Source organism: Rickettsia endosymbiont of Polydrusus tereticollis, from assembly GCF_964026385.1.
GTDB lineage: Bacteria > Pseudomonadota > Alphaproteobacteria > Rickettsiales > Rickettsiaceae > Rickettsia.
In genome coordinates, this window is the sequence record NZ_OZ032142.1 from 2,051,634 (window position 1) to 2,071,237 (window position 19,604).

A 19,604-nucleotide genomic window follows, 5' to 3' on the forward strand; every position below is an offset into this window, starting at 1 on the left:
GATACTTTTGTAAAAATTTTGCCAAAAAGTGCTTTGAAGCCGTTATTTTCAAATTTTAGATGTAATGCCCCTTACCCCATTTTTTCTAAGCACCGGGAACAGTGCTAATCTAGGTTATTCTAATGCTAATTTCTTCATCACATGATTCCATACCTGTCGGTAAGGATATGATGAAGATAACAAAAACTTAATACGCCTAGTATTACGGATAATTACTACCCCAATTTTTAATAATTTTAAACGTATTGTACCTATTTGTGCTTTTGCTAATGCACTACCTTGTAATAAATTACCTCTGATATATTCTACTAAAGTGTATGCAAGACCCGATAAAATCATTCTGAGCTGATTAGCCCACCATCTATGACAAGAAGTACGATCTGCAAATAATTCTAGTTGTTGCTCTTTTATACGGTTTTCCATATCACCACGACCACAGTAAACTTTGTCGTATAAATCTTCAGGTTTATCTGATAAATTAGTTACTATATACCTTGGATTTTCTCCAAGCATTGTCATTTCTGCCTTACCAATTATTCTACGTTCATGACTCCAACTACCAGCCTTATATGGAAACTCACTAAAAAGACGTTGCTTTTCTTGGGTTATAATAAATGCTGCTTTTGACTTCTCCATTGTAGGTTTCAGTAACTCATTTAGTCTGTTATTTTGGGGCATTCCTACAATATATTTTATATTATGAATATCACACCAATCAAACATCTGATGACGACAAAATCCACTATCACCACGAAAAATAATCTTTACCTCTGGCCAAGCTTGGCGAAAACGTTTTACTAACAATGATAATATTGCCCAAGAATGTTTTGCTTGATCCTGCTTTGACGTCCTAAGATAACTAACTAACAGATGCTTTCCACAAAAAACATACAAAGGTAAAAAGCAATTATGACCGTAATAACCATGATAAAACTTACCTTCCTGTTGCCCATGAATTTCATCATCCGTAGCATCAAAATCAAGTATTAGCTGCTTTGGTACTATTTTATGAGACTTAATAAATTTATCAAGCATTAGTTCATGCACTTTAATTGCAAAGTGTCTATCAGCATTGTTTTCTATACGACATAAGGTAGAACTACTTGCCATATCATCAATTGTTTCCATAGCTGTTTGCATAGCAGGACATTTTCGTAGATAATTGTGGTCATTTAAATCTTCATAACCTAATGCAATACCATAAATTCGTTGCCTCAGCATTGTTGTCATATTATGGGTAATTTTACTACCATCTCGTCTATCAGGAAATATTTTAGCAAGCTCCTCTGTTATACCAAGCCTTTTATCTGCTTCTCTTAATAACAACACACCTCCATCGCTACTAATATCACCTCCAGTGAAATTTATCTCTATTGTCCGATTTTTTACTTTGGAAAACTGGTAACTATATGCTATACAATTTGTCATGACAAAATCCTTTGTATTATTCTAATGAAATACCAGTATTATACAGCTTTACGAGGATTTTGTCTCCTATATCTCATGCAATATCCGGGCTATTTTGCCATCTTTCTCCCAGCATAACACTTGACTATTTGATAAATGCTTATTTGGACTACCTAGCAAATTTCTACCTATTTCTTCCGCTTTAAATGATAATCTTTGCTTCAATTCCAATGCTTCTTGTTTATTAATAGCATTATAATCTATTTTATTCTTTGCCATAATATCCTCTTGTAATTTAACACTTATTGTTGTATCTTGTTTATTACAATTCTTGAGGTTATAAGAAGAGCTTTTTCGCTCTTCTTGGGCTTTATGGCTTGTGGCAAGATTTGTGCTAGTGCTTCTTAGGATTTCTGCTACTTTAGCAGGTGGCTCTAACTTCACTCTTAAGTGGTAATAGTTATCATTACTGTGTAATCTATCCTTAATATCTTCTACTACCCCTTTAAACCAATTACCTACTTTATCTATAATATTAGGACTCTTGCTTTCCTGAACTGCTAGCAACTCTTCTAAAGTTTTAAAATTAATGCTAGATAGCCTATTATCTATTTTGCTAAGTTGCGATATTAAACTGGCCATATTCCTGGTAGCCTTCCTATTATAGTAAAGTTTTACCTCTTCTATATGTCTAGTCATGGCTACTATAATGGTACCCAAAAACTAGACAAGAAAATAGAGAAAAGTAGGTATAATATCTCCTAGGAAAAGGAGCAAAAAATGAAAAAACAAGTTAAAAAATATAGTGCAGAAGAAAAAGCAAAAATAGCAATTGAAGCAATATCTGGAGAAATGACTATAGCTCAAATTACCAGCAAATATGGTGTTCACGCTAATCAGATTTATAAATGGAAGAAAGAAGCTTTAGATTTTATGGTTTCTGGATTTAAATCGAAATCTAAACAACAAGATACCGGCCAAGAAGATTTAATTAAATCATTATTTGAGCAAATAGGCCAGTTAACAGTTGAAAGAGACTGGCTTAAAAAAAAATCTAGTATCTTTGGATTTAGAGGTTAGGAAAAAAATGATAAGTTATGCTTCAAATTTAACCATAGCAAGACAATGCAAACTTTTAGATTTAAACCGCTCAAGTTACTACTACCGAGCTAGGAATACCTTAGATGATAAGGAGTATAGAGTACTGAACAGAATTGATGAGATTTTTACAGAGCATCCCTATTATGGTACTAGAAGAATGTCTCATGTCCTAAAATCCGAAGGGTTAAATGTTAGTCGTAAGATGATAAGAAAATATTATAAAATACTTGGTATTGAAGCAGTATACCCAAAGATTAATTTAAGCCGTAGGAATCAGGCTCATAAAGTATACCCATATCTATTAAATAATATAGAGGTGGTTTGCTCCAATCAAGTTTACTGTGCAGATATTACTTACATAAGATTAAAGCAAGGTTTTGTATATTTGGTTGCTATAATGGATTGGTATAGTCGTTATATTTTGAGTTGGCGGGTGTCGATTAGTTTAGAAAATGATTTTTGTATTGAAGCTCTAAATGAAGCAATATCTATACATGGCAAGCCTGACATTTTTAATACGGATCAAGGAGTACAATTTACATCAAAAGATTTTACTCAAATACTTGAGCAACAAGGCATAGCTATTAGTATGGACGGCAAAGGCAGAGCCTTAGATAATGTATTTATTGAACGTTTTTGGCGATCTTTGAAACAAGAGAAGATTTATCGTTTTGATCTTGAAACAGTACGTGAAGCAAAGATAGCTATCAGAGATTATATAGAATTTTATAATCAGCAAAGACCTCATCAATCGCTTGAATATAAGACACCTGAAATGATACATTTTGCAGAAAAACTAGAAAATTATCAAGAGGCTATATGACATAGAAAATGCAAACTTTACTTTGAAAAACCAATACATTAATACAGGAGAATTACACCTCTAAAATTTAAAAAATTTGTCTAGACAAAGAGTACCACCTCAGTCCACCGGTAATATTACCATCTTTATTTCTAGCAAAAGCAATTAATGCAGGATAATATTGTTTGCTATTATTATCCCACATCATATTGGTTCTAAGATCGTTACTTAGTTGGTATCTTGTTAATACTTCTTTAATTCCACGATGTTCTGATAAATATCTTTTTGCTACATTATTTGGCATGACATATTTTATAGAGTCTGATTTTTCATATAATTCTTCAGCTCTCTTTATCTTAGATATTTCAGCATATTTCGCTTGTTGATCTTGATTCTTAACTTTTTGGTCAAATTGCTCTTTTATCTTATCTTCTAATAACTTGCTATTGTTTGATATACCAACCATATCTTGTAAATATTTCTTAGCTTCTATAAAATCACAATTTTTTTCTCTTTGTACTAAGGTAAATAAATCTCCTCCCTCTCCTTTACTAAAATCATACCATCTGCCAGCTTTACTACCGCCTATCCTCATCACTATTTTGCCATCTTTCTCCCAGCGTAACACTTGACTATTTGATAAATGCTTATTTGGACTACCTAGCAAATTTCTACCTATTTCTTCCGCTTTAAATGATAATCTTTGCTTCAATTCCAATGCTTCTTGTTTATTAATAGCATTATAATCTATTTTATTCTTTGCCATAATATCCTCTTGTAATTTAACACTTATTGTTGTATCTTGTTTATTACAATTCTTGAGGTTATAAGAAGAGCTTTTTCGCTCTTCTTGGGCTTTATGGCTTGTGGCAAGATTTGTGCTAGTGCTTCTTAGGATTTCTGCTACTTTAGCAGGTGGCTCTAACTTCACTCTTAAGTGGTAATAGTTATCATTACTGTGTAATCTATCCTTAATATCTTCTACTACCCCTTTAAACCAATTACCTACTTTATCTATAATATTAGGACTCTTGCTTTCCTGAACTGCTAGCAACTCTTCTAACCCGGATATTGCATGAGATATAGGAGACAAAATCCTCGTAAAGCTGTATAATACTGGTATTTCATTAGAATAATACAAAGGATTTTGTCATGACAAATTGTATAGCATATAGTTACCAGTTTTCCAAAGTAAAAAATCGGACAATAGAGATAAATTTCACTGGAGGTGATATTAGTAGCGATGGAGGTGTGTTGTTATTAAGAGAAGCAGATAAAAGGCTTGGTATAACAGAGGAGCTTGCTAAAATATTTCCTGATAGACGAGATGGTAGTAAAATTACCCATAATATGGCAACAATGCTGAGGCAACGAATTTATGGTATTGCATTAGGTTATGAAGATTTAAATGACCACAATTATCTACGAAAATGTCCTGCTATGCAAACAGCTATGGAAACAATTGATGATATGGCAAGTAGTTCTACCTTATGTCGTATAGAAAACAATGCTGATAGACACTTTGCAATTAAAGTGCATGAACTAATGCTTGATAAATTTATTAAGTCTCATAAAATAGTACCAAAGCAGCTAATACTTGATTTTGATGCTACGGATGATGAAATTCATGGGCAACAGGAAGGTAAGTTTTATCATGGTTATTACGGTCATAATTGCTTTTTACCTTTGTATGTTTTTTGTGGAAAGCATCTGTTAGTTAGTTATCTTAGGACGTCAAAGCAGGATCAAGCAAAACATTCTTGGGCAATATTATCATTGTTAGTAAAACGTTTTCGCCAAGCTTGGCCAGAGGTAAAGATTATTTTTCGTGGTGATAGTGGATTTTGTCGTCATCAGATGTTTGATTGGTGTGATATTCATAATATAAAATATATTGTAGGAATGCCCCAAAATAACAGACTAAATGAGTTACTGAAACCTACAATGGAGAAGTCAAAAGCAGCATTTATTATAACCCAAGAAAAGCAACGTCTTTTTAGTGAGTTTCCATATAAGGCTGGTAGTTGGAGTCATGAACGTAGAATAATTGGTAAGGCAGAAATGACAATGCTTGGAGAAAATCCAAGGTATATAGTAACTAATTTATCAGATAAACCTGAAGATTTATACGACAAAGTTTACTGTGGTCGTGGTGATATGGAAAACCGTATAAAAGAGCAACAACTAGAATTATTTGCAGATCGTACTTCTTGTCATAGATGGTGGGCTAATCAGCTCAGAATGATTTTATCGGGTCTTGCATACACTTTAGTAGAATATATCAGAGGTAATTTATTACAAGGTAGTGCATTAGCAAAAGCACAAATAGGTACAATACGTTTAAAATTATTAAAAATTGGGGTAGTAATTATCCGTAATACTAGGCGTATTAAGTTTTTGTTATCTTCATCATATCCTTACCGACAGGTATGGAATCATGTGATGAAGAAATTAGCATTAGAATAACCTAGATTAGCACTGTTCCCGGTGCTTAGAAAAAATGGGGTAAGGGGCATTACATCTAAAATTTGAAAATAACGGCTTCAAAGCACTTTTTGGCAAAATTTTTACAAAAGTATCATTGCTAATATTATAAATTACTCAATTTCTTACTTTAAATCTCACTTCATGCAATATCCGGGTTAGCTATCAATCTATCGTTACTTACTGAAGTTATCGTTGCAAATTCACCATTTTCTATTTGTAAATCTTTATTAGTACTTTTAAACAAAATACGATCTCCTGCCATATAATCTTCGTGCTTTTCAGATGATAGATTATAATGGTACCCAAAAACTAGACAAGAAAATAGAGAAAAGTAGGTATAATATCTCCTAGGAAAAGGAGCAAAAAATGAAAAAACAAGTTAAAAAATATAGTGCAGAAGAAAAAGTAAAAATAGCAATTGAAGCAATATCTGGAGAAATGACTATAGCTCAAATTACCAGCAAATATGGTGTTCACGCTAATCAGATTTATAAATGGAAGAAAGAAGCTTTAGATTTTATGGTTTCTGGATTTAAATCGAAATCTAAACAACAAGATACCGGCCAAGAAGATTTAATTAAATCATTATTTGAGCAAATAGGCCAGTTAACAGTTGAAAGAGACTGGCTTAAAAAAAAATCTAGTATCTTTGGATTTAGAGGTTAGGAAAAAAATGATAAGTTATGCTTCAAATTTAACCATAGCAAGACAATGCAAACTTTTAGATTTAAACCGCTCAAGTTACTACTACCGAGCTAGGAATACCTTAGATGATAAGGAGTATAGAGTACTGAACAGAATTGATGAGATTTTTACAGAGCATCCCTATTATGGTACTAGAAGAATGTCTCATGTCCTAAAATCCGAAGGGTTAAATGTTAGTCGTAAGATGATAAGAAAATATTATAAAATACTTGGTATTGAAGCAGTATACCCAAAGATTAATTTAAGCCGTAGGAATCAGGCTCATAAAGTATACCCATATCTATTAAATAATATAGAGGTGGTTTGCTCCAATCAAGTTTACTGTGCAGATATTACTTACATAAGATTAAAGCAAGGTTTTGTATATTTGGTTGCTATAATGGATTGGTATAGTCGTTATATTTTGAGTTGGCGGGTGTCGATTAGTTTAGAAAATGATTTTTGTATTGAAGCTCTAACCCGGATATTGCATGAAGTGAGATTTAAAGTAAGAAATTGAGTAATTTATAATATTAGCAATGATACTTTTGTAAAAATTTTGCCAAAAAGTGCTTTGAAGCCGTTATTTTCAAATTTTAGATGTAATGCCCCTTACCCCATTTTTTCTAAGCACCGGGAACAGTGCTAATCTAGGTTATTCTAATGCTAATTTCTTCATCACATGATTCCATACCTGTCGGTAAGATATGATGAAGATAACAAAAACTTAATACGCCTAGTATTACGGATAATTACTACCCCAATTTTTAATAATTTTAAACGTATTGTACCTATTTGTGCTTTTGCTAATGCACTACCTTGTAATAAATTACCTCTGATATATTCTACTAAAGTGTATGCAAGACCCGATAAAATCATTCTGAGCTGATTAGCCCACCATCTATGACAAGAAGTACGATCTGCAAATAATTCTAGTTGTTGCTCTTTTATACGGTTTTCCATATCACCACGACCACAGTAAACTTTGTCGTATAAATCTTCAGGTTTATCTGATAAATTAGTTACTATATACCTTGGATTTTCTCCAAGCATTGTCATTTCTGCCTTACCAATTATTCTACGTTCATGACTCCAACTACCAGCCTTATATGGAAACTCACTAAAAAGACGTTGCTTTTCTTGGGTTATAATAAATGCTGCTTTTGACTTCTCCATTGTAGGTTTCAGTAACTCATTTAGTCTGTTATTTTGGGGCATTCCTACAATATATTTTATATTATGAATATCACACCAATCAAACATCTGATGACGACAAAATCCACTATCACCACGAAAAATAATCTTTACCTCTGGCCAAGCTTGGCGAAAACGTTTTACTAACAATGATAATATTGCCCAAGAATGTTTTGCTTGATCCTGCTTTGACGTCCTAAGATAACTAACTAACAGATGCTTTCCACAAAAAACATACAAAGGTAAAAAGCAATTATGACCGTAATAACCATGATAAAACTTACCTTCCTGTTGCCCATGAATTTCATCATCCGTAGCATCAAAATCAAGTATTAGCTGCTTTGGTACTATTTTATGAGACTTAATAAATTTATCAAGCATTAGTTCATGCACTTTAATTGCAAAGTGTCTATCAGCATTGTTTTCTATACGACATAAGGTAGAACTACTTGCCATATCATCAATTGTTTCCATAGCTGTTTGCATAGCAGGACATTTTCGTAGATAATTGTGGTCATTTAAATCTTCATAACCTAACCCGGATATTGCATGAGATATAGGAGACAAAATCCTCGTAAAGCTGTATAATACTGGTATTTCATTAGAATAATACAAAGGATTTTGTCATGACAAATTGTATAGCATATAGTTACCAGTTTTCCAAAGTAAAAAATCGGACAATAGAGATAAATTTCACTGGAGGTGATATTAGTAGCGATGGAGGTGTGTTGTTATTAAGAGAAGCAGATAAAAGGCTTGGTATAACAGAGGAGCTTGCTAAAATATTTCCTGATAGACGAGATGGTAGTAAAATTACCCATAATATGGCAACAATGCTGAGGCAACGAATTTATGGTATTGCATTAGGTTATGAAGATTTAAATGACCACAATTATCTACGAAAATGTCCTGCTATGCAAACAGCTATGGAAACAATTGATGATATGGCAAGTAGTTCTACCTTATGTCGTATAGAAAACAATGCTGATAGACACTTTGCAATTAAAGTGCATGAACTAATGCTTGATAAATTTATTAAGTCTCATAAAATAGTACCAAAGCAGCTAATACTTGATTTTGATGCTACGGATGATGAAATTCATGGGCAACAGGAAGGTATAATGGTACCCAAAAACTAGACAAGAAAATAGAGAAAAGTAGGTATAATATCTCCTAGGAAAAGGAGCAAAAAATGAAAAAACAAGTTAAAAAATATAGTGCAGAAGAAAAAGTAAAAATAGCAATTGAAGCAATATCTGGAGAAATGACTATAGCTCAAATTACCAGCAAATATGGTGTTCACGCTAATCAGATTTATAAATGGAAGAAAGAAGCTTTAGATTTTATGGTTTCTGGATTTAAATCGAAATCTAAACAACAAGATACCGGCCAAGAAGATTTAATTAAATCATTATTTGAGCAAATAGGCCAGTTAACAGTTGAAAGAGACTGGCTTAAAAAAAAATCTAGTATCTTTGGATTTAGAGGTTAGGAAAAAAATGATAAGTTATGCTTCAAATTTAACCATAGCAAGACAATGCAAACTTTTAGATTTAAACCGCTCAAGTTACTACTACCGAGCTAGGAATACCTTAGATGATAAGGAGTATAGAGTACTGAACAGAATTGATGAGATTTTTACAGAGCATCCCTATTATGGTACTAGAAGAATGTCTCATGTCCTAAAATCCGAAGGGTTAAATGTTAGTCGTAAGATGATAAGAAAATATTATAAAATACTTGGTATTGAAGCAGTATACCCAAAGATTAATTTAAGCCGTAGGAATCAGGCTCATAAAGTATACCCATATCTATTAAATAATATAGAGGTGGTTTGCTCCAATCAAGTTTACTGTGCAGATATTACTTACATAAGATTAAAGCAAGGTTTTGTATATTTGGTTGCTATAATGGATTGGTATAGTCGTTATATTTTGAGTTGGCGGGTGTCGATTAGTTTAGAAAATGATTTTTGTATTGAAGCTCTAACCCGGATATTGCATGAAGTGAGATTTAAAGTAAGAAATTGAGTAATTTATAATATTAGCAATGATACTTTTGTAAAAATTTTGCCAAAAAGTGCTTTGAAGCCGTTATTTTCAAATTTTAGATGTAATGCCCCTTACCCCATTTTTTCTAAGCACCGGGAACAGTGCTAATCTAGGTTATTCTAATGCTAATTTCTTCATCACATGATTCCATACCTGTCGGTAAGGATATGATGAAGATAACAAAAACTTAATACGCCTAGTATTACGGATAATTACTACCCCAATTTTTAATAATTTTAAACGTATTGTACCTATTTGTGCTTTTGCTAATGCACTACCTTGTAATAAATTACCTCTGATATATTCTACTAAAGTGTATGCAAGACCCGATAAAATCATTCTGAGCTGATTAGCCCACCATCTATGACAAGAAGTACGATCTGCAAATAATTCTAGTTGTTGCTCTTTTATACGGTTTTCCATATCACCACGACCACAGTAAACTTTGTCGTATAAATCTTCAGGTTTATCTGATAAATTAGTTACTATATACCTTGGATTTTCTCCAAGCATTGTCATTTCTGCCTTACCAATTATTCTACGTTCATGACTCCAACTACCAGCCTTATATGGAAACTCACTAAAAAGACGTTGCTTTTCTTGGGTTATAATAAATGCTGCTTTTGACTTCTCCATTGTAGGTTTCAGTAACTCATTTAGTCTGTTATTTTGGGGCATTCCTACAATATATTTTATATTATGAATATCACACCAATCAAACATCTGATGACGACAAAATCCACTATCACCACGAAAAATAATCTTTACCTCTGGCCAAGCTTGGCGAAAACGTTTTACTAACAATGATAATATTGCCCAAGAATGTTTTGCTTGATCCTGCTTTGACGTCCTAAGATAACTAACTAACAGATGCTTTCCACAAAAAACATACAAAGGTAAAAAGCAATTATGACCGTAATAACCATGATAAAACTTACCTTCCTGTTGCCCATGAATTTCATCATCCGTAGCATCAAAATCAAGTATTAGCTGCTTTGGTACTATTTTATGAGACTTAATAAATTTATCAAGCATTAGTTCATGCACTTTAATTGCAAAGTGTCTATCAGCATTGTTTTCTATACGACATAAGGTAGAACTACTTGCCATATCATCAATTGTTTCCATAGCTGTTTGCATAGCAGGACATTTTCGTAGATAATTGTGGTCATTTAAATCTTCATAACCTAACCCGGATATTGCATGAGATATAGGAGACAAAATCCTCGTAAAGCTGTATAATACTGGTATTTCATTAGAATAATACAAAGGATTTTGTCATGACAAATTGTATAGCATATAGTTACCAGTTTTCCAAAGTAAAAAATCGGACAATAGAGATAAATTTCACTGGAGGTGATATTAGTAGCGATGGAGGTGTGTTGTTATTAAGAGAAGCAGATAAAAGGCTTGGTATAACAGAGGAGCTTGCTAAAATATTTCCTGATAGACGAGATGGTAGTAAAATTACCCATAATATGGCAACAATGCTGAGGCAACGAATTTATGGTATTGCATTAGGTTATGAAGATTTAAATGACCACAATTATCTACGAAAATGTCCTGCTATGCAAACAGCTATGGAAACAATTGATGATATGGCAAGTAGTTCTACCTTATGTCGTATAGAAAACAATGCTGATAGACACTTTGCAATTAAAGTGCATGAACTAATGCTTGATAAATTTATTAAGTCTCATAAAATAGTACCAAAGCAGCTAATACTTGATTTTGATGCTACGGATGATGAAATTCATGGGCAACAGTGGGCAACAGGAAGGTAAGTTTTATCATGGTTATTACGGTCATAATTGCTTTTTACCTTTGTATGTTTTTTGTGGAAAGCATCTGTTAGTTAGTTATCTTAGGACGTCAAAGCAGGATCAAGCAAAACATTCTTGGGCAATATTATCATTGTTAGTAAAACGTTTTCGCCAAGCTTGGCCAGAGGTAAAGATTATTTTTCGTGGTGATAGTGGATTTTGTCGTCATCAGATGTTTGATTGGTGTGATATTCATAATATAAAATATATTGTAGGAATGCCCCAAAATAACAGACTAAATGAGTTACTGAAACCTACAATGGAGAAGTCAAAAGCAGCATTTATTATAACCCAAGAAAAGCAACGTCTTTTTAGTGAGTTTCCATATAAGGCTGGTAGTTGGAGTCATGAACGTAGAATAATTGGTAAGGCAGAAATGACAATGCTTGGAGAAAATCCAAGGTATATAGTAACTAATTTATCAGATAAACCTGAAGATTTATACGACAAAGTTTACTGTGGTCGTGGTGATATGGAAAACCGTATAAAAGAGCAACAACTAGAATTATTTGCAGATCGTACTTCTTGTCATAGATGGTGGGCTAATCAGCTCAGAATGATTTTATCGGGTCTTGCATACACTTTAGTAGAATATATCAGAGGTAATTTATTACAAGGTAGTGCATTAGCAAAAGCACAAATAGGTACAATACGTTTAAAATTATTAAAAATTGGGGTAGTAATTATCCGTAATACTAGGCGTATTAAGTTTTTGTTATCTTCATCATATCCTTACCGACAGGTATGGAATCATGTGATGAAGAAATTAGCATTAGAATAACCTAGATTAGCACTGTTCCCGGTGCTTAGAAAAAATGGGGTAAGGGGCATTACATCTAAAATTTGAAAATAACGGCTTCAAAGCACTTTTTGGCAAAATTTTTACAAAAGTATCATTGCTAATATTATAAATTACTCAATTTCTTACTTTAAATCTCACTTCATGCAATATCCGGGCTAATGCAATACCATAAATTCGTTGCCTCAGCATTGTTGCCATATTATGGGTAATTTTACTACCATCTCGTCTATCAGGAAATATTTTAGCAAGCTCCTCTGTTATACCAAGCCTTTTATCTGCTTCTCTTAATAACAACACACCTCCATCGCTACTAATATCACCTCCAGTGAAATTTATCTCTATTGTCCGATTTTTTACTTTGGAAAACTGGTAACTATATGCTATACAATTTGTCATGACAAAATCCTTTGTATTATTCTAATGAAATACCAGTATTATACAGCTTTACGAGGATTTTGTCTCCTATATCTCATGCAATATCCGGGCTAAATGAAGCAATATCTATACATGGCAAGCCTGACATTTTTAATACGGATCAAGGAGTACAATTTACATCAAAAGATTTTACTCAAATACTTGAGCAACAAGGCATAGCTATTAGTATGGACGGCAAAGGCAGAGCCTTAGATAATGTATTTATTGAACGTTTTTGGCGATCTTTGAAACAAGAGAAGATTTATCGTTTTGATCTTGAAACAGTACGTGAAGCAAAGATAGCTATCAGAGATTATATAGAATTTTATAATCAGCAAAGACCTCATCAATCGCTTGAATATAAGACACCTGAAATGATACATTTTGCAGAAAAACTAGAAAATTATCAAGAGGCTATATGACATAGAAAATGCAAACTTTACTTTGAAAAACCAATACATTAATACAGGAGAATTACACCTCTAAAATTTAAAAAATTTGTCTAGACAAAGGTGATCTGTCAACAGTTTTCCGGACAGTTTTTTACGCACATTTTTGTATTTTTTCGTATTGTACTGGTGATAGATAATCGTTAGCAGAATGCATTCTTATACGATTATAAAATACCTCTATATATTCAAATATAGCATGTTTTGCTTCCTCCCTAGTTTTAAATTTATGTTGATAAATTAATTCTGTTTTTATAGTATGAAAAAAGCTTTCAGCAACAGCATTATCCCAGCAATTTCCTTTACGACTCATACTCTGTATAATACCATGTTGTTTTATAAGTTTTAAATGACTATCAGAACAATATTGGCTACCTCTATCAGTATGCCAAATAAGCTTTTTAGGTGGTTTACGTTGCCATATTGCCATTAGCAAAGCATTATTAACTAAATCAGCTTTCATATTACTATTCATTGACCAGCCTATTACTTTTCTAGAAAATAGATCAATAACTGTTGCTAAATATAACCATCCTTCTCCAGTTGGGATATAGGTGATATCACCAACCCAATAACAATTAACATTAGAAACTTTAAACTGTCTATCCAATAAATTAGGAGCAACTTGCTTATTATGCTTAGAATCAGTAGTTGCTTTAAATTTATACTTAGTTTTACATACTAAGCCAGCTTCATTCATTAGTCTTGTAATTCTCCTACGACTAACAATTATGCCTTGCCTCAACAAAGCCTTTTTAATGGGTCTAGATCCATAATTTCGTCTACCTTCCTGAAAAATAGCTCTAACCTTACAGGTTAATTCTCTATTTTCTTTATCCCTATTGCATCCAGGGTTATTTAACCACTCATAATAACCGCTACGTGATACCTTCATACATTTGCACATAATTGCAATTGAGAAATCATCTTGATGCTTCTTTATCCATGCATACCTTACAGGGACTCTTTTGCAAAGTACGCTGCAGCCTTTTTTAGTATATCACGCTCCTGTGTTACTATCACCAGCTCTTTCTTTAATCTTTTTAATTCATCATACAGATGTTCATCTGTTCTTGTTATTGATTCTTCAAATTGTTTAGAATATTTATCTATCCAACTATATAAAGTATTCTTACTGATACCTAATTCTTTTGCAGTCTGAATAACAGGTCGCTTCGATTCAGTTGCCAATTTAACTGCTGATTCTTTAAATTCACTAGAATACATTTTTGTTTTTGTCATACTGTATTTCCTTTCTGTTAATATTGTCTCATACTAACTGTCCGGAATACTATAGCCACATCACTAGCTTGTAATATTAGTTGGGTTAAGCGAGCCGAAAATTTATTAGTTTTTGGTCCATCCGGGGTAGGAAAAAGTCATTTAGTTGCTGCACTAGGGTATGCATTGGTAGAAAAAAATATCAGAGTACTCTTTACTTCCCCCACTAAGCTTGTTCAAAATCTGCAAGCCTCTCGTCGAGATTGTCGCCTTCCGGCAGAACTTGCTAAACTTGATAAATATGATGTTATTATCCTTGATGATATAGGATATGTACGTAAGGATGAAGCTGAAACGCATGTTTTGTTCGAACTGATTGCTCAGCGATATGAATCAGGGAGTCTTATTGTTACATCTAATCAGCCTTTTAGTGAATGGGATAGTATTTTTGCTACAAACTCTATGACTGTAGCAGCTATCGATAGGCTAATTCATCATTCTACGATTCTAGAAATTAATTCTGAAAGTTATAGGAAAAAACATGCTCTTAAACAAACTTAATACTTACAGAAAAACAATTATAAAATCAAGTATGACACAAATTTAACGTTGTTATATCTAGAATTTAAACTTAAGTAAATATTCCAATATTATAAAGCATTAACAAAAAGGAGGCTTATTTATGCAAACTTATCCACCCTCTTACCGGCAAAGTTAGCTGTCATCCCCAGGCAATAAATTTTGTCGTTGCATATATGGAGAAAACAACATAAAGATAAATAATAAAAATAGTTTTGCTTTAAGTATTTTTAGGGGATATATTTTATAACTTAAATAGCTTATAAATGATAAAGCTACTAAGTGAACCATTGAAACAATAAAGTTTTGTTGAATGACTTGTGGAGCGGTATAGCCAAAAGAATTTTTTAAAATTCCTCCACATGTAATATAAGTAAAATAAAAACATATAGGCCAGGCACAACTTAATACAAAGAAATATATAGTTGTTTTTTTATCAACTTTTTCATTAAAAAGTACATCATTTTTTAGTTCTTCTTTATCAATATTGGCTTCTTCATATTTTTCTAAAAGCCTAAGTTTTGCATTTGCAAAATCTGGCGTTTCTCTTAGTGTAGTCCTTGCAAACCCTCCAACTACAGCAATTATAGCACCCATCCAAAAAGCAAGACGCCAATTAAGTCCAAAAGATGAAGTAACTAAAGAAGCCATACCCAATGCAGCTGTTGTTCCTATTACTGAAGCAACCGCAATAAAAGAAACTACTGGATATTGTATTGGAGGTTTTGTAACTTCAGTTAAATAAAGTTCTGCTCCCACTATTTCTCCTACAGAAGACATTCCTTGAACAGCACGGCAAATTGTAACTAATACGGAAGCGAAAAACCCCTTTGTCTCAAAAGTAGGAGCATTTGCCATGATAACACAAGAAAATGCCATTAAAATAGTTGTCATAATAACAGTTGATTTATGACCTAATTTATCACCGATTCGACCGAAGATATAAGCCCCAACCGGTCTAAACACAAAAGTAGAGCAAAAGGCGAAGGCTGCAAGAAGAGAGGCTGCGTGAGGTTCATATTTTGGAAAAAATAACTCATTAAGTAGTACTGCTAAATGAACATATAGCATTAAGTCAAAATACTCAAGAAAAGTGCCGATGGACAGCAATCCAACCGCTTGTTTTTGATTTTTAGTTAAACTCCTCTGCTCTTTTTCAAATCCTAACAATTTCTTTACATTTTAATTAAATGTAAAGGAGTTATATTTTTTTTGTTGAAAGTCAATAAGAAATTTTGTATTTCATGATAAAAAAAATGAAGCATTTTATTAATGCTTCATAATAGTTAGTATAATTTTTTAGAAAAACTATAAAATAGAACAAGAAGCTTTTTTTTCTTGAGGGTGATGACCGTTATCTTGTGAGGTCTCACCTGTTACTTTTACCTCATCTGAATTATTACTTAATTGTCTGTTAATAGCTTGTAATGTTGCGATATCTTCATCTAACCTTACGTTAGATGCTTCATACCCCTTTTGCCTTTCCTGTAGTTCTTTAAGCTTTGCCATTTTTGCTTGATTTGCTTGTTTATATTTTGCTAATTCTTCGTTTTCTTCTTTAGTTAAGTTATTTTTCATAATATTCTCCTTATATTTTATTAATATATTATCTTTCTCTTCCTTTGGTATTACGATGCTTAGGAGGAATAGAATTAGAGGAAGAACTGTTTTGCATTTTGTCTCTTATTTGATTTGCTTGTTTCTTTACTTTTTTATCATCCGCAATTTTATTTAATGTTTTATTACGCAAATCGTTATCGTTAACTATCCCATCGCTAACTATAGCTTTATGTTGATTTTCTAATAAAGAATGTTTTTGCTTAAGGTGTAGAGGGTTATCTAAATATTTTTTATTGTCATCTGCTGTTATTTTTTTACCAAATGCATCTATTGTATTTTTTCTTATTTTTAGTTTTTCTTCCTTTTGTTCTATTATTTTATCATTTTTAACTTTTAATTCATTTAACATTTCCACTATTGGCTTATGATCTTTTAATTTTTCTATGGAAAGATGTATTTTATGTTGTAGTTGTTCTTTTTCTTGAGGGGATAATTTTTGATCGGCAAGTTTTTTATTTAAATCATGGATTTCTTGATTTAACTTTTTTAGTTCTTCATGAGCTTCTGCGTGTTGTTGGTTGATTTCATCGCGATCGGCATAAAGTTGTTTATGTTCTTTATTTAATTCTTTAATTTTATCGGTACTTAAGATTTGCTCATCTAAATCACTTTCTTTAATTGGTTTTCCCTCATCAATAGCTTTATTAATCTTTTCTAGTTTTTTGATATCTTCATCTATTTCTTTTATAGATTTACTACTATTTTCTTCAAACCTATTTTGTACTAAATTAATATGCTCTTTTTTCTTTTGGGTTTCTTCTTTATATTTTTCAAGCTCTTCTAAAAGTTCTTTTTGTAATAATTCATTTTCTTTGAAATTTTTATCTTGATTAGTTGCTTGGTCAACTTCATGACTTTTGACCTTTGCATTTAAAGTTTCTTGCATGCCTGATATATCAAGCTTTATACCTAGTGCTTCTGCTTCTAAAACTAAGCCACCCGCAATAGCTAAAAAAGTGTCAGCTTGGGTACGTGTAGAAACATTACTCATTAATGATTTTAAGTCAGCCCACTTTTCCTTTATGGCGTTTCCAGGATCATTATCTGCTACTTTCGGCATTTTATACCTTACTACCTTTAAACTAAATCATTATATTTCTACTAAATATAATTAAACAATTCCTTAATTATAATGTCAATTGAATATGCCTATTTAGATATTTTAATCAACTGCCTTTAAATTTAGTGATAAAAAAACAATAATTTACTTTTTTCTTACACGCTTCTTATTAATCCTTTTTAGGAAAATATAATAATTTACCTATCTCTTCTTTTACCATTTGAGGGTCTTGATTCAAGTTGTAAACTTTAATAAGCTGTTCAGCTTCTTCTATCTCTCCTAACTCATAATAACTTATAGCTTTTACCAATAATACTCTTCTTCTATTTACCTCTGATATTTCCTCGGATTCATTAGTCAAAACGTAATTACAGCAATCCAGAGCCGGTTTGTAGTGTCCGATTGAGCTTAGTAATTCCGCCTTACGTCTATATAAATTTAATTCCTCATATTTCATTTTAAATCCTAAAGCTTCGTTTATAGACTTAAGTGCTTCATAATATTTTTTCTGATCTTGTAAATATATTGCTTTCATAGAGAGATAACATATTTGAAATTTTTTGCTGTTGTCGTTGTCCCCAAATTTCTTGTCTATTCCTAACCTTTCAGCTCTTCTAAAAAATTTCTCTGCCTCTTCAATTTTTTCTTCTTGCAATAAACTTAATGCCTTTTCTAGTAATACATCTATATTATTTATATCTTTAGTAAGTTGTTTATTTTGTTCTTTTTTAACTTCGATTTTTAGTCCTAATGCGTTGAGGCAATTTAATTTAAATTTGTTAGCACTTGGAGAATTAGGATTTAAAGTTAAAGCATAATTCAATTGAATAAGTGCCTTATGATATTTTTTTCTATGAAATAAACATATCCCTTTAAATGTAGAAAATGCCTCGTTTGTTTGATCATCATTTATTTTATTAAATATTTTATTCCTTAATACTCTATCAGCCTTTTCAAATTGTTTTTCTTCAATAAGCTTACCACCTATAATTAATAAAGTTGCTCCTTTAACAAAAATATAATCAGAGTTATTGGGATTTAATTCTATTGCTTTATTAAAAGCATTGAGTGCTTCAGTATGTGCTTTTAAAATATTTAATACGATTCCTTTATTATGGTAAGCACTAGCGTAATATGGATTTAACATAATTGCCGTATCATAAGCTTTAATTGCTTCTTCATTCTTATCCAATGCTTTTAAAGCTATTCCCTTATTATAATAAAACTTAGCTTCATCAGGTTTTGATTCTATGGCTTTATTAAAAGCTTCAAGTGCTTCTTCTTTTCTTTCTAGCCCCTGTAAAATACAGCCTTTGTTGCTATAAGCATTATAGTGATTGGGGTTTATCTCTATTGCTTTATTATAAGCTTCAAGTGCTTCCTCTTTTTTTATTTAGCACTGCTAAAACAATACCTTTTGCATAATAAAGACCAGAATATTCTAATTTTAATTCCATTGCTTTGTTATAAGCTTTAAGTGCTTCTTCTGCTCTTCCTAATTTATATAAAGCTATTCCTTTATAATAGTAACTATAGCTATGATCAGGTTTAAGTGATATTGCTTTATTGTATACGTCTATCTCCTCTTGATGCCTACCTAAACGAGATAATGCTGTTCCTTTATAGTTATAATTCATTATATCATCAGATGCTAATTCTATTGCATTATTAAATGATTCCAGTGCTTTTTCTGGTTCTGTATCTAACTGAGACTTACCTAATGAATACCACTGTTCGCTCGTAAAAACTTGTACTTCCTCGTTTGTTGGCACGATACAACCTACTTTAATTTACCTAATTAAAACATAACATCCCTACGTTAACTTCTCAAAATAGATTATTTAAAGTAGCAGTATATTATACTGCTACTAGTAACAATTATACACGTATGGGGCTTTGCTTAACATCAC

General features: G+C 32.0%; 21 protein-coding genes and 4 pseudogenes. 11 read left to right on the top strand and 14 right to left on the bottom strand.

What is annotated here, in order from left to right:
- Positions 1 to 114 precede the first annotated feature (114 nt).
- Together AAGD48_RS09970 and AAGD48_RS09975 are read right to left on the bottom strand one after the other, a co-directional pair.
- Positions 115 to 1,428: an IS1380 family transposase gene (locus AAGD48_RS09970; protein WP_341789882.1), complete on the bottom strand. Its 1,314-nt coding sequence runs from the start codon at positions 1,426 to 1,428 to the stop codon at positions 115 to 117.
- A gap of 87 nt (positions 1,429 to 1,515) precedes the next feature.
- Positions 1,516 to 2,049: pseudogene (locus tag AAGD48_RS09975) on the bottom strand (conjugal transfer protein TraA); the annotation flags it as partial.
- A 138-nt stretch (positions 2,050 to 2,187) separates the two neighbouring features.
- On the opposite strand from AAGD48_RS09975, the gene AAGD48_RS09980 reads away from it, so the two are divergent.
- On the top strand, positions 2,188 to 2,487 hold the full coding sequence (locus tag AAGD48_RS09980) for a transposase (RefSeq protein ID WP_045812944.1): 300 nt from the start codon (positions 2,188 to 2,190) through the stop codon (positions 2,485 to 2,487).
- 7 nt (positions 2,488 to 2,494) lie between these two features.
- Entirely contained in the window at positions 2,495 to 3,331 is an 837-nt protein-coding gene (locus tag AAGD48_RS09985) for an IS3 family transposase (RefSeq protein ID WP_341789327.1), read from the top strand.
- A gap of 91 nt (positions 3,332 to 3,422) precedes the next feature.
- Here AAGD48_RS09985 and AAGD48_RS09990 read toward each other — a convergent pair.
- Positions 3,423 to 4,373, bottom strand: a pseudogene (locus tag AAGD48_RS09990) (conjugal transfer protein TraA); the annotation flags it as partial.
- A gap of 89 nt (positions 4,374 to 4,462) precedes the next feature.
- On the opposite strand from AAGD48_RS09990, the gene AAGD48_RS09995 reads away from it, so the two are divergent.
- A complete protein-coding gene (locus tag AAGD48_RS09995; protein ID WP_341789277.1) occupies positions 4,463 to 5,776 on the top strand; it encodes an IS1380 family transposase in 1,314 nt (437 codons plus the stop codon).
- Between the two features lie 160 nt (positions 5,777 to 5,936).
- On the opposite strand, the gene AAGD48_RS10000 is transcribed toward AAGD48_RS09995, so the two are convergent.
- Positions 5,937 to 6,059, bottom strand: a complete 123-nt coding sequence (locus AAGD48_RS10000; protein WP_341789883.1) for a hypothetical protein — start codon at positions 6,057 to 6,059, stop codon at positions 5,937 to 5,939.
- Between the two features lie 104 nt (positions 6,060 to 6,163).
- Between AAGD48_RS10000 and AAGD48_RS10005 the strand changes: the two genes are divergently transcribed.
- Both AAGD48_RS10005 and AAGD48_RS10010 read left to right on the top strand, forming a co-directional pair.
- Positions 6,164 to 6,463 carry a transposase gene (locus AAGD48_RS10005; protein WP_341789884.1) on the top strand — a complete coding sequence of 100 codons (300 nt, stop codon included), beginning with the start codon at positions 6,164 to 6,166 and terminating at the stop codon, positions 6,461 to 6,463.
- A gap of 7 nt (positions 6,464 to 6,470) precedes the next feature.
- A complete protein-coding gene (locus AAGD48_RS10010) occupies positions 6,471 to 7,001 on the top strand; it encodes an IS3 family transposase (RefSeq protein WP_341789885.1) in 531 nt (176 codons plus the stop codon).
- 158 nt (positions 7,002 to 7,159) lie between these two features.
- On the opposite strand, the gene AAGD48_RS10015 is transcribed toward AAGD48_RS10010, so the two are convergent.
- Positions 7,160 to 8,242, bottom strand: coding sequence for an IS1380 family transposase (locus AAGD48_RS10015; protein ID WP_341789886.1), 1,083 nt, complete (start codon positions 8,240 to 8,242; stop codon positions 7,160 to 7,162).
- A gap of 59 nt (positions 8,243 to 8,301) precedes the next feature.
- Here AAGD48_RS10015 and AAGD48_RS10020 point away from each other — a divergent pair, with 59 nt between their 5' ends.
- The 3 genes from AAGD48_RS10020 to AAGD48_RS10030 are packed head-to-tail and all read left to right on the top strand — an operon-like array spanning position 8,302 to position 9,705.
- The gene (locus AAGD48_RS10020) at positions 8,302 to 8,814 is read left to right on the top strand and encodes a transposase (RefSeq protein ID WP_341789887.1); all 513 of its coding nucleotides are present in this window, start codon (positions 8,302 to 8,304) and stop codon (positions 8,812 to 8,814) included.
- A 53-nt stretch (positions 8,815 to 8,867) separates the two neighbouring features.
- On the top strand, positions 8,868 to 9,167 hold the full coding sequence (locus tag AAGD48_RS10025; RefSeq protein WP_341789884.1) for a transposase: 300 nt from the start codon (positions 8,868 to 8,870) through the stop codon (positions 9,165 to 9,167).
- 7 nt (positions 9,168 to 9,174) lie between these two features.
- Positions 9,175 to 9,705 carry an IS3 family transposase gene (locus tag AAGD48_RS10030; protein ID WP_341789885.1) on the top strand — a complete coding sequence of 177 codons (531 nt, stop codon included), beginning with the start codon at positions 9,175 to 9,177 and terminating at the stop codon, positions 9,703 to 9,705.
- Positions 9,706 to 9,840: 135 nt separating this feature from the next.
- Here the strand turns inward: AAGD48_RS10030 and AAGD48_RS10035 are convergent, their stop codons facing one another.
- Positions 9,841 to 10,947, bottom strand: coding sequence for an IS1380 family transposase (locus tag AAGD48_RS10035; protein ID WP_341789888.1), 1,107 nt, complete (start codon positions 10,945 to 10,947; stop codon positions 9,841 to 9,843).
- A 59-nt stretch (positions 10,948 to 11,006) separates the two neighbouring features.
- Between AAGD48_RS10035 and AAGD48_RS10040 the strand changes: the two are divergent.
- Positions 11,007 to 12,330: pseudogene (locus AAGD48_RS10040) on the top strand (IS1380 family transposase).
- Positions 12,331 to 12,465: 135 nt separating this feature from the next.
- On the opposite strand, the gene AAGD48_RS10045 reads toward AAGD48_RS10040, so the two are convergent.
- Entirely contained in the window at positions 12,466 to 12,747 is a 282-nt protein-coding gene (locus AAGD48_RS10045) for a transposase (protein WP_341789889.1), read from the bottom strand.
- Between the two features lie 59 nt (positions 12,748 to 12,806).
- Between AAGD48_RS10045 and AAGD48_RS10050 the strand changes: the two genes are divergently transcribed.
- Entirely contained in the window at positions 12,807 to 13,187 is a 381-nt protein-coding gene (locus tag AAGD48_RS10050) for an integrase core domain-containing protein (protein WP_341789874.1), read from the top strand.
- Positions 13,188 to 13,308: 121 nt separating this feature from the next.
- On the opposite strand, the gene AAGD48_RS10055 is transcribed toward AAGD48_RS10050, so the two are convergent.
- Positions 13,309 to 14,456, bottom strand: a protein-coding gene (locus tag AAGD48_RS10055) for an IS3 family transposase (RefSeq protein ID WP_410526007.1) whose coding sequence is annotated in 2 segments (ribosomal slippage) — positions 13,309 to 14,210 and positions 14,210 to 14,456 — 1,149 coding nt in all. Because the reading frame shifts where the segments join, the coding sequence is not laid out codon by codon here.
- Between the two features lie 75 nt (positions 14,457 to 14,531).
- Here AAGD48_RS10055 and istB point away from each other — a divergent pair.
- Positions 14,532 to 14,996 (top strand): IS21-like element helper ATPase IstB, encoded by a 465-nt coding sequence (gene istB, locus AAGD48_RS10060; protein WP_341790791.1) that lies wholly within the window; start codon positions 14,532 to 14,534, stop codon positions 14,994 to 14,996.
- Between the two features lie 153 nt (positions 14,997 to 15,149).
- Here the strand turns inward: istB and AAGD48_RS10065 are convergent, their stop codons facing one another.
- The 6 genes and pseudogenes from AAGD48_RS10065 to AAGD48_RS10085 form a co-directional block, all read right to left on the bottom strand.
- Complete coding sequence (locus tag AAGD48_RS10065; RefSeq protein WP_341789873.1) at positions 15,150 to 16,184, bottom strand: MFS transporter; 1,035 nt, start codon at positions 16,182 to 16,184, stop codon at positions 15,150 to 15,152.
- Positions 16,185 to 16,322: 138 nt separating this feature from the next.
- Entirely contained in the window at positions 16,323 to 16,592 is a 270-nt protein-coding gene (locus AAGD48_RS10070; RefSeq protein WP_341789872.1) for a hypothetical protein, read from the bottom strand.
- Between the two features lie 28 nt (positions 16,593 to 16,620).
- Entirely contained in the window at positions 16,621 to 17,694 is a 1,074-nt protein-coding gene (locus AAGD48_RS10075) for a hypothetical protein (protein ID WP_341789871.1), read from the bottom strand.
- 169 nt (positions 17,695 to 17,863) lie between these two features.
- The gene (locus tag AAGD48_RS10080; protein ID WP_341789890.1) at positions 17,864 to 18,886 is read right to left on the bottom strand and encodes a tetratricopeptide repeat protein; all 1,023 of its coding nucleotides are present in this window, start codon (positions 18,884 to 18,886) and stop codon (positions 17,864 to 17,866) included.
- A gap of 18 nt (positions 18,887 to 18,904) precedes the next feature.
- Positions 18,905 to 19,087 (bottom strand): annotated as a pseudogene (locus AAGD48_RS10705) (tetratricopeptide repeat protein); the annotation flags it as partial.
- The gene (locus AAGD48_RS10085) at positions 19,065 to 19,466 is read right to left on the bottom strand and encodes a tetratricopeptide repeat protein (protein ID WP_341789891.1); all 402 of its coding nucleotides are present in this window, start codon (positions 19,464 to 19,466) and stop codon (positions 19,065 to 19,067) included. The gene AAGD48_RS10085 and the pseudogene AAGD48_RS10705, both read right to left, overlap by 23 nt.
- Positions 19,467 to 19,604: the final 138 nt, after the last annotated feature.

Excerpts from the sequence above, each read along its gene's own strand:
- AAGD48_RS09970 (WP_341789882.1), bottom strand. The coding sequence starts at position 1,428 with ATGACAAATTGTATAGCATATAGTTACCAGTTTTCCAAAGTAAAAAAT.
- AAGD48_RS09980 (WP_045812944.1), top strand. The coding sequence starts at position 2,188 with ATGAAAAAACAAGTTAAAAAATATAGTGCAGAAGAAAAAGCAAAAATA.
- AAGD48_RS09985 (WP_341789327.1), top strand. The coding sequence starts at position 2,495 with ATGATAAGTTATGCTTCAAATTTAACCATAGCAAGACAATGCAAACTT.
- AAGD48_RS09995 (WP_341789277.1), top strand. The coding sequence starts at position 4,463 with ATGACAAATTGTATAGCATATAGTTACCAGTTTTCCAAAGTAAAAAAT.
- AAGD48_RS10000 (WP_341789883.1), bottom strand. The coding sequence starts at position 6,059 with ATGGCAGGAGATCGTATTTTGTTTAAAAGTACTAATAAAGATTTACAA.
- AAGD48_RS10005 (WP_341789884.1), top strand. The coding sequence starts at position 6,164 with ATGAAAAAACAAGTTAAAAAATATAGTGCAGAAGAAAAAGTAAAAATA.
- AAGD48_RS10010 (WP_341789885.1), top strand. The coding sequence starts at position 6,471 with ATGATAAGTTATGCTTCAAATTTAACCATAGCAAGACAATGCAAACTT.
- AAGD48_RS10020 (WP_341789887.1), top strand. The coding sequence starts at position 8,302 with ATGACAAATTGTATAGCATATAGTTACCAGTTTTCCAAAGTAAAAAAT.
- AAGD48_RS10025 (WP_341789884.1), top strand. The coding sequence starts at position 8,868 with ATGAAAAAACAAGTTAAAAAATATAGTGCAGAAGAAAAAGTAAAAATA.
- AAGD48_RS10030 (WP_341789885.1), top strand. The coding sequence starts at position 9,175 with ATGATAAGTTATGCTTCAAATTTAACCATAGCAAGACAATGCAAACTT.
- AAGD48_RS10045 (WP_341789889.1), bottom strand. The coding sequence starts at position 12,747 with ATGACAAATTGTATAGCATATAGTTACCAGTTTTCCAAAGTAAAAAAT.
- AAGD48_RS10070 (WP_341789872.1), bottom strand. The coding sequence starts at position 16,592 with ATGAAAAATAACTTAACTAAAGAAGAAAACGAAGAATTAGCAAAATAT.
- AAGD48_RS10075 (WP_341789871.1), bottom strand. The coding sequence starts at position 17,694 with ATGCCGAAAGTAGCAGATAATGATCCTGGAAACGCCATAAAGGAAAAG.